The sequence below is a fragment of the Castellaniella defragrans 65Phen genome (assembly GCF_000612685.1).
In the GTDB taxonomy this organism is placed as follows: domain Bacteria; phylum Pseudomonadota; class Gammaproteobacteria; order Burkholderiales; family Burkholderiaceae_B; genus Castellaniella; species Castellaniella defragrans.
Window position 1 is genome coordinate 2,269,116 of sequence record NZ_HG916765.1, and the last position, 14,040, is coordinate 2,283,155.

The window sequence follows — 14,040 nt, forward strand, 5'->3', positions numbered from 1 at the left end:
ATGAAAAACTCTCTCGCCACGGCGCCATCCGCCGCGCCTCCGTCCGAGCCCGGCGTCGCCTTCCCCGTCCTGGGGGCCATCAGCCTCACCCACCTGCTCAACGACATGATGCAGTCGGTGCTGCTGGCCATCTACCCGGTGCTGCAGGGCCGCTTCGACCTCAGCTTCGCCCAGGTCGGCATCATCACCCTGGCCTTCCAGTTCTCGTCCTCGCTGCTGCAGCCGCTGGTGGGCCGGTTCACGGACCGCCGCCCGCTGCCCTATTCCCTGCCGATCGGCATGGGCTTCACCTGCTGCGGCCTGCTGCTGCTGTCCCAGGCCTGGAACTTCCCCCTGGTGGTGCTGGCCGCCACGCTGGTGGGGGCCGGGTCCTCGGTGTTCCATCCGGAATCCTCGCGGGTGGCGCGCATGGCCTCGGCCGGCCACCACGGCCTGGCCCAGTCGATCTTCCAGGTGGGCGGCAACATCGGCTCTTCCATCGGCCCGCTGCTGGCGGCCCTGCTGATCGTGCCGCACGGCCAGGAAAGCGTCGCCTGGGTGTCGCTGGCCGCGCTGGCCGGCATCTGCATCCTGCTGGGCGTCAGCCGCTGGTACGCCGCCAACCTGTCCGGCGTGCGCGGACGCGCGTCGCTGCGCAAGACCGACAACGGCCTGTCGGCGCGCCAGGTGCGCGGCGCGGTGTTCATCCTGCTGCTGCTCATCTTCAGCAAATATTTCTACCTGGCGGGACTGAACAGCTATTTCACCTTCTTCCTGATCGACCGCTTCGGCCTGGACGTCCAGCAGGCGCAATATTCCCTGTTCGTGTTCCTGGCCGGCGTGGCCACCGGCACGCTGGCCGGCGGCCCCATCGGCGACCGCGTCGGCCGCAAGCGCGTCATCTGGGGCTCGATCCTGGGCACGGCGCCGTTCTCCCTGGCGCTGCCCTACGCCAACCTGCACTGGACCCTGATCCTGGTATTCTGCGCCGGCTTCATGATCGCCTCGGCCTTCCCGGCCATCATCGTCTACGCGCAGGAACTCATGCCCGGCAAGACCGGCACGGTCTCGGGCCTGTTCTTCGGCCTGGCCTTCGGCATGGGCGGGATCGGCGCCGCCGCGCTGGGCCGGCTGGCCGACGCCACCAGCATCGCCTTCGTCTACCACCTGTGCGCCTTCCTGCCGCTGCTGGGCCTGGCCGCCTTCTTCCTGCCGGACACCCGGCGCCGCGCCGCATGAAGTCGGCCGTCACCCGCCCGGCGGTCTGGCTGACGGCGGCCAGCCTCCTGCTGCTGGCCGCCAACCTGCGCCCGCTGTTTCCCAGCACCGCCATCCTGCTGCCCGAACTGACCCGGGCCCTGGGCCTCACCGGCGCCCAGGCCGGCTACCTGACCACCCTGCCCGTGCTCTGCATGGGCCTGTTCGCCCCCTTCGCGCCGCGCCTGGCGCAGCGCACCGGCATCGAGCGCACCCTGCTGCTGGTGCTGGCGCTGATCGCCGCGGGCACGGCCCTGCGCGGCGTCCTGGGCGTGACGGGCCTGTTCCTGGGCACCGGCCTGGCGGGCGCGGGCATCGCCCTGGGCAACGTGCTGCTGCCCAGCCTGGTGAAGCGGGATTTTTCCGACCGCGCAGCCCTGATGACCGGCCTGTACACCATGAGCCTCGTGGGCGGCGCGGCCCTGGCCGCCGCCGTCACGCTGCCGGTCACCCGGGCCCTGGATGGCCGCTGGGACCTGGGCCTGGCGCTGTGGGCCGTCCCGGGCGTGGCAGCGCTCGCCGCCTGGGCGCCGATCGCCCTGCGCGCGCCCGGCCGCCCGGCGGGCGGGCGCCACATCCTGCCGGTCGACGGTCTGCGGCGCGACGGCCTGGCCTGGGCCGTCACCCTGTTCATGGGCCTGCAGTCGGCGCTGGCCTATTGCGTGCTGGGCTGGATGGCGCCGATGCTGCGCGACCGCGGGCTGGATGGCACCGAGGCCGGCCTGGTGACCTCCCTGTCCATCCTGCTGCAGGTCGCCGCCTGCCTGCTGACGCCCGTGGCGGCCGCGCGCTGCCGCGACCAGCGCGGCCTGGCGGTCGTTCTGGCGGCCGCGGCCACCCTGGCCCTGATCGGCATGATCCTGGGGCCGCGCTGGGCCATCTGGCCGCTGGCCGTGATCCAGGGCATCGGCCAGGGCGGGCTGTTCGCCCTGGCCCTGATGCTGATCGTGCTGCGCTCCGGGGATGCCCACGTGGCCGCCCACCTGTCCAGCATGGCCCAGACCACGGGCTACGTGCTGGCCGCCAGCGGCCCGCTGCTGATCGGGGTGCTGCACGACTGGGCGGGCAATTTCCGGGCCTCGACCGGACTGCTGGCCGTACTCGGCGTCTGCACGGCGCTGGCCGGCTGGCGCGCGGGCCGCAATGCGCTGGTGCGCGCCACCGTGGTCCAGGCCGCGGACGGCGCCGCGGCCGGGGCGTCCTGAGCCCAGCCCGACCGCATCGAAAGCCGGAACGGCCCGCCGTGCGGTGCGCGCGGCGGGCCGTTCCGGATCAGGCCTAAGGATGCGATGCGGGCGGGATCAGAGCCCCGCGCGCGAGAACACCAGGGTGGCGTTGGTGCCGCCGAAGCCGAAGCTGTTGGACAGCGCGGTCTCGATGCGGGCCTGCGGCAGGGTCTCGCGCAGGATGTTCATGCCTTCGGCCGCCGGGTCCAGGGTGTCGATGTTGGCCGAGGCCGCGACGAAGCCATGCTGCATCATCAGCAGGGTGTAGACCGCCTCGTTCACGCCCGCCGCGCCCAGCGCGTGGCCGGACAGCGACTTGGTCGAGGCGATCCAGGGCTGGTCGTCGCCGAAGACTTCGCGGATGGCTTCGAGTTCCTTGGTGTCGCCCACCGGCGTGCTGGTGCCGTGGGTGTTGATGTAGTCCACGCGGGCGTCCACGCCCGCCAGCGCCTGGCGCATGCAGCGCACCGCGCCTTCGCCGGACGGCGCCACCATGTCGTAGCCGTCGGACGTCGCCCCGTAGCCGACGATCTCGGCCAGGATGCGCGCGCCGCGCGCCTTGGCGTGCTCGTATTCCTCGACCACCAGGATGCCGCCGCCGCCGGAGATGACGAAGCCGTCGCGGTCGGCGTCGTAGGTGCGCGAGGCGCGTTCGGGCGTGTCGTTGTAGCGCGTGGACAGCGCGCCCATGGCGTCGAACATGAAGGACAGCGACCAGTGTTCTTCTTCCGCGCCGCCGGCGAAGACGATGTCCTGCTTGCCCAGCTGGATCTGCTCGACCGCGTTGCCGATGCAGTGCGCGCTGGTGGAGCAGGCCGAGCTGATGGAGTAGTTCACGCCCTTGATCTGGGCGCCGGTGGCCAGGCAGGCGGACACGCCGCTGGCCATGGCCTTGGTGACCATGTAGGGGCCGACGCGGCGCACGCCCTTTTCGTGCAGGGTCCGGATGCCGTCGTTGATCGAGGAATGCGAGGCGCCGCCGGCGCCGACGATCAGGCCGGTGCGCGGATTGGACACCAGGTCGGGCGTCAGGCCGGCGTCCTGGATGGCTTCCTGCATGGCCAGCCAGGCGTAGGCGTGGCCGTCGGCCATGAAGCGGCTGAGCTTGCGGTCGATCCGGTCGAGCGCATCGAGATGCACCGAACCCGCCACGTGCGAGCGCAGGCCCTGTTCGGCGTATTCCGGCTGGAAAGTGATGCCGGAGCGGCCCTGGCGCAGGCTGTCGAGGACCTCGGACTGGTTGTTGCCCAGGCTGGACACGATGCCCATGCCGGTGACGACGACACGACGCATGATCGAAGCTCCTAGAAATTGTCCGTGCGGGTGAACAGGCCCACGCGCAGGTCGTGTGCCGCGTAGATCTCGTGGCCGTCGACCTCCATGCGGGCGTCGGCGATGCCCATCACCAGCTTGCGCATCATGACGCGCTTCATGTCGATGGTATAGCGGACCAGCTTGCCGGTGGGCAGGACCTGGCCGGTGAACTTGACCTCGCCCACGCCCAGGGCGCGGCCCCGGCCCTGGCCGCCGCAGCAGCCCAGGAAAAAGCCCACCAGCTGCCACATGGCATCCAGCCCGAGGCAGCCCGGCATGACCGGATCGCCCTTGAAATGGCAGTCGAAGAACCACAGGTCGGGGCGGATGTCGAGCTCGGCCACGATCTGACCCTTGTCGTGCGCGCCGCCCTTGTCATCGATGTGCGTGATCCGGTCGAGCATCAACATGGGCGGCAGCGGCAGCTGGGCATTGCCGGGACCGAAGAGTTCCCCGCGCCCGCACGCCAGCAGTTCGTCGTAGCTATAGCTGTTCTTTTGCATGATTTTCCGTCTGAGATCCCCGGCTCGGCGGTCGTGGCGGGCGCAGGGGCGCCCTCTAAACCAGGTAAGCTGACTAGTATAACCCGATCCATTTTCAGCCGACGGCGCCGCCGGCCGGTACCCCTGGAAGCCCGGGCCGCGCGCCCGAGGCCCTGCCGGAATCCGGGCAGGCACTGCCAGCGGCAGCCACGCCCGCATCCTTCCCGCGCATCCTTCCCGCGCATCCTTCCCGCGCATCCTTCCCGCGCATCCTTCCCGCACGTCCGGCCCGTCAAGGCTGTCCGTCGTCGAACCACACCGTCACCGTCCCGCGGACGAAGACGGGCGGGTGGCCGCCGCCCCAGCCCTCGACCCGGTGCACCAGCAGCAGCGGTCCGCGCGCCGCCCGGCCCCGCAGCAGACCCGTCTCGATGCTGCGGCCCTCCAGCGGCACGCACGGCCCCTTTTCGGAACCCCAGCACAGGCGGGTGGAGATCCGCGCGCTGCTGTCGTAATCGCGCGACGCGTAGACGCGGGTGATGCGCGCCGAGTCCGGCACCGCCGGATCCCGCGGGCCCGGCGCGTAGAGGACCGCCACCGCACGCCCCTGCGCCTGCAGGCCCTGGCTGACCCAGTCCCGCGTCCAGGCCCGCTCGCCCGCCTGCGCGGCGCCCGCCGCCAGGAGCAGCGCGAGCGAGGCGGCGGCCCCCGCACCGCGCGGGATCAGGCCAGCACGCCTCATTCCTGGGGCAAGGCGGGCGCGCCCGGCCCGCTCAGCTGGAAGACGCCGACGGCGCGGTTCAGGCCGTTCATCTGGTCGTTCAGAGACTGGGCGGCCGTGCCCGCCTCGACCACCAGCGCGGCGTTCTGCTGGGTCACCTGGTCCATCTGGCCGATGGCGAGGTTGATCTGCTCGATGCCGGCGGCCTGCTCGCGGCTCGCCAGGGTGATTTCCGACATGATGTCGGCCACCCGCTGCACGCTGGAGACGACTTCGGTCATGGTCTGGCCCGCGCCGTCGGCCATCTCGGCGCCGGCCTGGATCTTCTGCACGGTGCTGTCGATGAGGCTGCGGATTTCCTTGGCCGCGTTCGAGGACCGCTGGGCCAGCGCGCGGACCTCGGAGGCCACCACCGCGAAGCCCTTGCCCTGCTCGCCGGCGCGGGCGGCCTCGACCGCCGCGTTCAGGGCGAGGATGTTGGTCTGGAAGGCGATGCTGTCGATCACGCCGACGATGTCCGACATCTGGCGCGTCGAGGCGTTGACCTCGCCCATGGTCTCGACCACCCGGGAGACGTTCTGGCCGCCGCGCGAGGCGATCTCGGAAGCGGTGGCCGCCAGCGTGTTGGCCTGCTGGGCGTTGGCCGCGTTGTGGTTCACCGTGCTGGTGATTTCTTCCATGCTGGCGGCGGTTTCCTGCAGCGAGGCGGCCTGCTGCTCGGTGCGCGCCGACAGGTCGAGGTTGCCGTGCACGATCTGGCCGACGGACTGGCCGATCCACTCGGTGCCCTGGCGCACCTGGGCCACGGCCTGGGCGATGCCGTCGCGCATGACCCGCATCGCATGCATCAGGCTGGCCTGGTCGCCCGGGCGCACCGGGATGTCCACGCGCAGGTCGCCGCGCGACATGCGATCGGCGATCTGGATGACCGCGTCGGGCTCGCCGCCCAGCTGGCGCACCAGCCGGCGCGACAGGACGGCGCCCAGGACCAGCAGGATGAGCGCCAGGATGGCCGCCGCCAGCGCGAAGCCGCCGGCCTGCCCCCAGACGACGGCGTCGACCGTGTCCAGGTACACGCCCGAGCCGAGGATCCAGCCCCAGGGGGCGAATTCCTTCACGTAGGAGACCTTTTCCACGGGCTGGTCGACGCCCGGCTTGGGCCACAGGTAGAACACGTAGCCGTCGTGCGTGGGGCTCGCCTTGACGGTATCCACGAACGCCACGAACAGCTTCAGGCCGTTGGGATCCTGCATGCCCGACAAGTCCTTGCCTTCGAGTTCGGGCTTGATCGGGTGCATCACCATGCGCGGCGCCATGTCGTTGATCCAGAAATATTCCTGGCCGCTGTAGCGCATGCCGCGAAGGACCTCCATGGCCTGCTTCTTCGCCTGCTCCTCGGGCAGGGCGCCGGTCCCGGCGAGGCGGTGGTAGTAGGTGATCACCCCATAGGCCGTTTCGACCGCCTGGCGCGCGCCGACCTGCCGTTCCTGCAGCAGGGCGCCGCGCTCCATCCACAGCAGGGATGCCGTCAGCACGATGATCCCGATGATCGCCGCCAGGGTGAACAAGGCGAATTTGAACGCGGTCGTGCGCGTCCAGGCTTTCAATGACCGTGACATGATGTCTTCCTCTTCTTATTGTCCGCATTCCGGATGCGCCCGCGGTCTTCGACGGGGCGGCCGCTGGCGGAGACAGCGCGGTCGCGAAATCAGTATACGATTGGAGCATTCCGCCCAAGTCGCAGAAAAAGGGCCATATCCCGGGATTCCGGCCGCGCCGGTCCCGCCCCCCATTCCATACCCTATGTGCATCGCCTACCTGTCCCTGGGGGCTTCCGGCCAGCCCCTGCTGATCGCCGCCAACCGCGACGAATTCCACGCGCGGCCGACGCGGGCGGCACGCCCCTGGGCCGAAGCCCCGCAGCTGCTCGCCGGCCGCGACCTGCAGGGCGGCGGCACCTGGATGGGCGCCACCGCCGCCGGCCGCTACGCTCTGCTGACCAACTACCGCGAGCCCGGACGCCCCATGCCGCCCGGCGCGCCGTCGCGCGGCCTGCTGGTGCGCGACTTCCTCCTGAGCGAAGACGATCCCGCCGCCTGGATCGCCGCAATCGCGGCGCGGATGGACGCCTGGGCGGGCTTCAACCTGATCGCGGGCGATGCGCGCCAGGCCTGGTACCTGGGCAACCGCGATCCCGCCCGCGCGCCCCGCCGCCTGGGACCGGGGCGGTACGTGCTGTCGAACCACCTGCTCGACACCCCCTGGCCCAAGGCCGCGCGGCTGCGCGCCTCGCTGGACGCCCTGCCGCCCGCGGCCTGGGAGGCCGCGCCCGAACAGGTGTTCGAGCGGCTGCGCGACACCACCCCGGCCGACGACGCGCGGCTGCCGGCCACCGGCCTCGCCCCGGAGCGCGAACGCCTGCTGAGCAGCCCCTTCATCATCAGCCCGGACTACGGCACGCGCTGCTCGACGGTCCTGGCGGGGACGGCCGACGGGCGGGTCTTCTTCAGCGAGCAGGGCTACGATGCCGCGGGGCGCCCGCTGGAGCGCCACGACTGGCGGCTGTAGGCCGGGACGGCCGGCCGGTCCCCTGGCGGCATCGCGCAGCACCGCCGCACGGGCCGCATCACGCCGGGCGAGAGCGCGCCAGGCCCGAGCGCGCCGGGACGGGCCGCGCGCTAAAATGCCGTTTTCAACGCCCCACAGGAAATCCCCATGAGCACCGGGCTCGCCAGCCAGATATCCGACGCCGTCAAGGCCGCCATGCGCGCGCACGACAGCACCCGCCTGGGCACCCTGCGGCTGCTGCAGGCCGCCATCAAGCAGAAGGCCGTGGACGAGCGCGTCGAGCCCGACGACGCCGCGATCCTCGCCATCATCGAAAAGCAGGTCAAGCAGCGGCGCGAATCCATCGCGGCCTTCGAGTCCGCCGGCCGCACCGACAGCGCCGCCCAGGAACGCGCCGAACTGGACATCCTGAAGGAATTCCTGCCGCAGGGCGCCTCGCCCGAGGAAATCGCGGCCGCCCTCGATGCCGCCGTCGCTCAGGCCGCCAGCCAGGGCCTGCAGGGCGGCGCCGCCATGGGCGCCGTCATGGGTCAGCTGAAGAAGGCCCTGGCCGGCCGCGCCGACATGGCCGCCGTATCCGCCCAGGTCCGCGCCCGGCTCAACGGCTGATCGGGCGCGCGCTCAGCCGCCCGCGGCAGCCAGCGGCTCCGCCGGCGCGGCCTCCGGCACCAGCGGCTGCCCGGCCCTGAGGCGCCGCACCAGGTCGGGATTGCGCACGAACGCCCGCCCGAAGGCGACCGCCTCGCCCCGCTCCGCCTGGACGGCGCGCAGCGCCGATGCGGGATCGTAGCCCTCGCTCAGCACCAGCGCACCGCTGAAGGCGTCCCGGATCACCGGCGCCAGCGCGTCCGGGCCCTCGTGCTCGCGCACGCAGATGAAGGCCACGCGGCGCTGGCCCAGTTCGCGGGCCACGTGGCGGTACAGCGCCGCGGGATCCGAATCCCGCATGTCGTAGCGGTCGCCGCGCGGCGACAGGTGCACGCCGACCCGGCCCGCGCCCCAGATGCCGGCGCAGGCCTCGACGATTTCCAGCAGGAAACGGCTGCGCTTGCACACCGAGCCGCCGTAGTCGTCCTGCCGGCCATTGGAGCCGTCGTGCAGGAACTGGTCGATCAGGTAGCCGTCGCCGGCATGCACTTCCACCCCGTCGAATTCCGCCAGCCAGGCGTGGCGGGCCGCCTGCTCGAAATCCGCGATCACGCGCCGGATCTCGTCGAGCCGCAGGCTGCGCGGCACGACGAAGCCTCCCGCCTGAGGGCAAGGTCCCCGGCCGCAGGGAATGGCGCTGGGCGCCACCGGCATCTCGCCCGACAGGTATTCGGGGTCCGACACCCGGCCGGCGTGCCACAGCTGCAGGACGATGCGCCCGCCGCGCCGATGCACGGTGTCGGTCACCGTCCGCCAGGCCTGCGCCTGGGAGGAATTCCAGATGCCCGGCGTGTTCGGATGGCCGATGCCCAGCGGCGACACCGAGGCCGCGCCCGCCAGGATCAGGCCCGCGTCGGCGCGCTGCGCATAATAGGCGCGCATGCCCTCGTCGGGCACGCGGCACTGCACGGACCCCGGGCCCGCGGCGGGCGCCATGACGATGCGGTTGGGCAGCTCGATTTCCCCCAGCCTGACCGGATCGAACAAACTTGTCATATCATGCGGGAAAAAGCGGGGCTGGTTCAGCGCATTCCCTGTCGTAATTTGCTGCAACGCACCATCCAAATATCAAATTCAAGCAAAAATCCATCAGGGTTTTTACCAGATTTTCGGGCGTCTGACCATGGTCAAAACGCCATCCGGCGTCCGCTGGCCGAACTCTGGCGCCCCGTCCCGGCGCCTTGTATGCTCAAATCGCCCTAAACGGACACTGAGGAAGCACCATGGGACAATTCGCCGTCATCGGCCTGGGCCGTTTCGGCAGCGCCACCTCGCTGGAACTGATGCGGCTGGGCCATTCGGTCCTGGGCGTGGACGCCGACAGCCGCGTCATCGACCAGATGGCCGACCGGCTGACCCGCGCCGCCATCGCCGACGTCACCGACCGCGACGCCCTGGCCGAACTGGGGCTGCCCGAATACGACGTGGTTCTGGTCGCCATCGGCGAGGATCTGCAGGCCAGCCTGGTCTGCACCGTGCACCTGAAGGCGCTGGGCGTGAAGGTCCTGTGGGTCAAGGCGTCCTCGCGCGCGCACCACCTGATCCTGGCCAAGCTGGGCGCCAACCGCATCATCCATCCGGAAGACGAGATGGGCATCCGCATCGCCCAGGTGCTCAGCTACCCCATGGTCAACGACTACATCTCGCTGGGCAACGGCGACTTCGTGGTCGAGATCGAGGCCAGCGCGCAACTGGACGGCCGCACCCTGGGCGACGCCCTGACCACCGATCCCCCGGGCGCCATCCACGCCCTGGCCGTCAAGCGCAAGGGCGAGACCACCGTGCACCCCACCGACCAGTTCGTGGTGCGCACCAAGGACACCCTGATCCTGTTCGGCCCGCTGCACTACCTGAAGAACGCCGCGCCGAAACTGCGCTGACCGTTCCCCGGTCCGGCCTCCCGCCCCTTCCGACCGGCCCCACCGATTCCGACCGATTCCGACAGCATGGCGCGCATCAACATCCACCCCCTGCAGGCCTACCGCCAGGCGCGCCGCACCGGCCAGCTGCAGGCGAGCCCGCCCGCCGTCCTGGCCGGCAGCTTCCTCATATTGATCCTGGTCGGGACCGTGCTGCTGTCCCTGCCGGTGGCGCAGCGCCATCCCTTCGGCATGTTCGAGGCCCTGTTCACCGCCACCTCGGCCGTCACCGTCACCGGCCTGATGCTGATCGACCCCGCCACGGACCTGAGCTTCTTCGGCCAGGCCGTGCTGCTGGCCCTGGTGCAGATCGGCGGCATCGGCTTCGTCACCTTCGCCATCATCGCCACCCTGACCCTGGGCAGGCGCGTGAGCCTGAAATACCAGGCCCTGGCGCTGGAGGCCTTCAACCAGACCAGCGTGGCCCGCATCCGCCAGACGGCGCTGACGGTGCTGAAGTTCTCCCTCGTGATCGAGGGCGCCGCCATCCTGATCCTGACGCTCTGGTGGTGGCGCCACGACAGCCTGGAGCACGCCTTCCTGCTGGCCGGCTTCCACGCCGTCTCGGCCTTCAACAACGCCGGCCTGTCGCTCTTTCCCGGCAGCCTGGCCGGCTTCGCCCAGGACCCGGTCACCACTTTCGTGATCACCGGCTGCGTGATCCTCGGGGGATTGGGCTTCAGCGTGCTGGCCGACATCCAGCAGAAGCGCAGCTGGACGACGCTGGCCTACTACACGCGGCTGATGCTGATCGGCACGCTGGTCCTGAACCTGGCCGGCTTCGCGCTGTTCTGGCTGATCGAGGCGCGCAACCCCAACACCCTGGGCGCGCTGCCGGCCGCGGGCCAGGGGCTGGCCGCCTGGACCCAGGTCGTCGCGGCGCGCACGGCCGGCTTCGCCAGCGTGGACGTCGATCAGCTCTACGACAGCTCGCGCTTCCTGCTCACCGGCCTGATGTTCATCGGCGGCGGCTCGCTGTCCACCGCCAGCGGCATCAAGCTCGCCACCTTCATCGTCCTGCTGGCCGTGGTCCGCGCCTACATCCTGCAGCGCAAGGAAGTCGTGCTGATGCACCGCACCATCGCCCCCGAGACCATCCACAAGGCCCTGGCGCTGATGATGGTGTCGGGCCTGCTGGTCTGCCTGGGCATCTTCCTGGTCAGCCTGTTCGAGGACATGCCCTTCATCGCCGTGGTCATGGAAGTGATGTCGGCCTTCAGCACCACCGGCATCAGCCCCGATCTGACCCGCGTCCTGAGCCTGCCCAGCCAGATCGTGCTGATGCTGCTGATGTTCGTCGGCCGCCTGGGGCCGCTGACCCTGGTCTACAGCCTGGGCACGCAGCGCCGCAGCCGGGTGCGCTACCCGGAAACGGTGGTGCAGATTGGATGAGCCCGGACACGGAACAGCCCCTGCGGACTGTTCCGTGCAGGGCGAATCCGAGCGGCATGCAGGCCGCGAGGTGGAGAGATGCCTGCCCCACCCCGATCCTCAATGTACTAATATTCCTCTTTCCGCATTTCCCAAGACCCAACCTCTCATTAGGATCCCGTCCATGGTGATTTCCATCGCACGACAGGCGGCGCTGTGCGCCGCCCTCGGCCTTGCAGGCCTGGCCGCCACGGCTTCGGCCGCCACGCTGAAAATCGGCACCGAAGGCGGCTACCCGCCCTGGAGCATGGTCGACGCCAGCGGCAAGGTCACCGGCTTCGACGCCGACGTCGGCCATGCCCTGTGCAAGAAGCTCGACATGAAGTGCCGCTTCGTGGTCCAGGCCTTCGACAGCCTGATTCCCGCCCTGCAGGCCGAACGCTTCGACCTGGTGATCTCCGGCATGTCCGTCACCGCCGAGCGCGCCAAGGTCATCGCCTTCAGCATCCCCTACGCCACGGAAGATTCCGCCTTCGTGCTGCCCCAGGGCGACGCGCTGCTGAAGGCCGCCGATCCCAAGGCCCTGATGGCCGGCCTGGCGGGCAAGACCGTCGGCGTGCAGAGCGGCACCACCCAGGGCGCCTACCTGCAGAAATACGCGCCGGACCTGAAGCTCAAGACCTACGAGACCCAGGACCAGATGCAGATGGACCTGTCGGCCGGCCGCCTGGACGCGACCTTCTCCGAAGTCACCCCGCAGAGCCAGTTCCTGGACACCACCGGCAAGGGCAAGTTCGCCCTGGCCGACGCCGTGGTCAAGAGCAGCGCCGACCCGGACATCCTGGGCCTGGGCATCGGGGCCGGCATCAACCAGAAGAACACCGAGCTGAAGGCCAAGGTGGACAAGGCCCTGTGCGAACTGATCGCCGACGGCACCATCAAGTCCTCCAGCACCAAATGGTTCGGCGTCGACCTGTCCAACTACGCCGCCTGCAAGAAGTAATGCCCGACGACGCGGCCGGCGCCTGCGGGCGCCGGCTTCATTCCCCCGGGGCCGCCGGCCGCCCGCCGGCACCGTCCCGGGGTTTTCCATCCATCCCATGATCCAGACCCTGCACGACATCCTGAGCGCCGGCTGGGGCGCCATGCTGCTGCGCGGCGCGGCCATGACCGTCTTCATCAGCGTGTGCGGCATCGGCCTGGGCATGGCCATCGGCATCGCCGGCGCGGCCGCCAAGACCGGCGCCAACCGCCCGGCGCGCGCGCTCGTCGGCCTGTACACCCTGGTCGTGCGCAGCGTCCCCGAACTGCTCATCATCTACCTGCTGTTCTTCGGCGCGGTGCAGCCCGCCGCCGACCTGGCCGACTGGCTGGAATGGGACGAGCTGATGAGCACCGTCTTTCCCATGCTGATCGGCATCCTGGCCATCGCCCTGATCTCGGGGTCCTACAGCGTGGAAGTCTTCCGCGGCGCCTTCAAGGCCATCGACCCCGGCCAGCTCGAAGCCGCCCGCGCCATCGGCATGGACCGCGGCCAGTGCCTGCGCCGCATCACCCTGCCGCAGCTCTTCTGGTACGCCCTGCCCGGCGCCAACAACGTCTGGCAGGCCGCCCTGAAGGACACCGCCCTGATCTCCCTGGTGGGCCTGGTCGAGCTGATGCGCGCCGCCGTGCTGGGCTCGGCCGCCACGCGCGCGCCCCTGATCCTGTACCTGATGGCCGGCATCCTGTATTTCCTGATCGGCGCCTGCAGCCAGGGGCTGTTCGTCTGGGCCGAGCGCCACTTCGGACGCGGCATGCGGGGGGCCGGACGATGATCGAACTGTTTGAAAAAGCCGTGCCCGTGCTGATCGAGGGATTCTGGATCACCCTGCGCATCGGCCTGTTCTCCATCCTGTTCGCCTCGCTGCTGGGCCTGGGCGCGGCGCTGATGCGCACCGCGCGCAACCCGCTGGTCGCGGGCGCGGCCTTCGCCTACAGCACCGTCTTTCGCGGCACGCCGCTGCTGATCCAGCTCTTCCTGCTGTACTACGGCATCGGCACCCTGGGCTTCGTGCGCGAGCAGCCCGCCCTGTGGTGGCTGTTCTCCGACGGCGCGCGCTGCGCCATCCTGGCCATCGCCCTGAACAGCGGCGCCTACATGAGCGAAGCCATCCGCGGCGGCCTGCAGTCCGTGCCGGCCGGCCAGCTGGACGCCGCCGCCTCCTGCGGCATGAGCCGCCTGCAGATCTTCCGCCGCATCCACTTTCCCCTGGCCATCCGCCAGGCCTTCCCGGCCTACAGCAACGAGCTGGTGCTGGCCATCAAGGGCACCAGCCTGGCCTCCACCATCGCGGTCATGGAGCTCACCGGCTTCGCCCGGCGCCTGATGAGCCAGAGCTACCTGATCGTCGAGACCTTCATCATCGCCGGCATGCTGTACCTGGCCATCAACGTCACCCTGCTCGGCTGCGCCTGGCTGGTGGAGCGCAGGCTGGGGATCCGGACGGGGGAATAGGATCGCAGGCCACCACCCCTTCGAAATCCGCAGAGGGACATGCAGCGCCAGAGTGGTT

At 70.2% G+C, this 14,040-nt stretch carries 14 protein-coding genes; 9 read left to right on the forward strand and 5 right to left on the reverse strand.

Annotated features, from left to right (window positions below; translation table 11 throughout):
- Window positions 1-1,218, forward strand: a complete 1,218-nt coding sequence (locus BN940_RS10135) for an MFS transporter (RefSeq protein WP_043682690.1) — start codon at window positions 1-3, stop codon at window positions 1,216-1,218.
- Window positions 1,215-2,441 carry a CynX/NimT family MFS transporter gene (locus BN940_RS10140; RefSeq protein ID WP_052355772.1) on the forward strand — a complete coding sequence of 409 codons (1,227 nt, stop codon included), beginning with the start codon at window positions 1,215-1,217 and terminating at the stop codon, window positions 2,439-2,441. The genes BN940_RS10135 and BN940_RS10140 overlap by 4 nt, the downstream gene beginning before the upstream one ends.
- Window positions 2,442-2,537: 96 nt before the next feature.
- Here the strand turns inward: BN940_RS10140 and fabB are convergent, their stop codons facing one another.
- From fabB to BN940_RS10160, 4 genes are all read right to left on the reverse strand, one after another.
- Complete coding sequence (gene fabB, locus BN940_RS10145) at window positions 2,538-3,755, reverse strand: beta-ketoacyl-ACP synthase I (RefSeq protein WP_043682693.1); 1,218 nt, start codon at window positions 3,753-3,755, stop codon at window positions 2,538-2,540.
- A gap of 11 nt (window positions 3,756-3,766) precedes the next feature.
- Window positions 3,767-4,279, reverse strand: a complete 513-nt coding sequence (gene fabA, locus BN940_RS10150; RefSeq protein WP_043682696.1) for a 3-hydroxyacyl-[acyl-carrier-protein] dehydratase FabA — start codon at window positions 4,277-4,279, stop codon at window positions 3,767-3,769.
- A gap of 271 nt (window positions 4,280-4,550) precedes the next feature.
- Window positions 4,551-5,000 (reverse strand): hypothetical protein, encoded by a 450-nt coding sequence (locus BN940_RS10155; protein ID WP_043682698.1) that lies wholly within the window; start codon window positions 4,998-5,000, stop codon window positions 4,551-4,553.
- Window positions 4,997-6,598 (reverse strand): methyl-accepting chemotaxis protein, encoded by a 1,602-nt coding sequence (locus tag BN940_RS10160; RefSeq protein ID WP_052355773.1) that lies wholly within the window; start codon window positions 6,596-6,598, stop codon window positions 4,997-4,999. Before BN940_RS10160 ends, BN940_RS10155 begins: the two co-directional genes overlap by 4 nt.
- A 184-nt stretch (window positions 6,599-6,782) precedes the next feature.
- Between BN940_RS10160 and BN940_RS10165 the strand changes: the two genes are divergently transcribed.
- Window positions 6,783-7,547, forward strand: a complete 765-nt coding sequence (locus BN940_RS10165; RefSeq protein ID WP_043682701.1) for an NRDE family protein — start codon at window positions 6,783-6,785, stop codon at window positions 7,545-7,547.
- 147 nt (window positions 7,548-7,694) lie between these two features.
- A complete protein-coding gene (locus tag BN940_RS10170; protein WP_043682704.1) occupies window positions 7,695-8,156 on the forward strand; it encodes a GatB/YqeY domain-containing protein in 462 nt (153 codons plus the stop codon).
- Window positions 8,157-8,168: 12 nt separating this feature from the next.
- Here BN940_RS10170 and BN940_RS10175 read toward each other — a convergent pair whose 3' ends face one another.
- Complete coding sequence (locus tag BN940_RS10175; protein WP_043682708.1) at window positions 8,169-9,191, reverse strand: alkene reductase; 1,023 nt, start codon at window positions 9,189-9,191, stop codon at window positions 8,169-8,171.
- A gap of 227 nt (window positions 9,192-9,418) precedes the next feature.
- Here BN940_RS10175 and BN940_RS10180 point away from each other — a divergent pair, with 227 nt between their 5' ends.
- The 5 genes from BN940_RS10180 to BN940_RS10200 all read left to right on the forward strand — a co-directional run bounded on the left by BN940_RS10180 (window position 9,419) and on the right by BN940_RS10200 (window position 13,982).
- Complete coding sequence (locus tag BN940_RS10180; protein WP_043682710.1) at window positions 9,419-10,075, forward strand: potassium channel family protein; 657 nt, start codon at window positions 9,419-9,421, stop codon at window positions 10,073-10,075.
- Window positions 10,076-10,141: 66 nt separating this feature from the next.
- Window positions 10,142-11,506: a TrkH family potassium uptake protein gene (locus BN940_RS10185; RefSeq protein ID WP_052355774.1), complete on the forward strand. Its 1,365-nt coding sequence runs from the start codon at window positions 10,142-10,144 to the stop codon at window positions 11,504-11,506.
- Window positions 11,507-11,669: 163 nt separating this feature from the next.
- On the forward strand, window positions 11,670-12,488 hold the full coding sequence (locus tag BN940_RS10190; protein ID WP_043682712.1) for a transporter substrate-binding domain-containing protein: 819 nt from the start codon (window positions 11,670-11,672) through the stop codon (window positions 12,486-12,488).
- 97 nt (window positions 12,489-12,585) lie between these two features.
- Complete coding sequence (locus tag BN940_RS10195) at window positions 12,586-13,302, forward strand: ABC transporter permease (RefSeq protein WP_043682715.1); 717 nt, start codon at window positions 12,586-12,588, stop codon at window positions 13,300-13,302.
- Complete coding sequence (locus BN940_RS10200) at window positions 13,299-13,982, forward strand: ABC transporter permease (protein ID WP_043682716.1); 684 nt, start codon at window positions 13,299-13,301, stop codon at window positions 13,980-13,982. Before BN940_RS10195 ends, BN940_RS10200 begins: the two co-directional genes overlap by 4 nt.
- The last annotated feature ends 58 nt before the right edge of the window (window positions 13,983-14,040 follow it).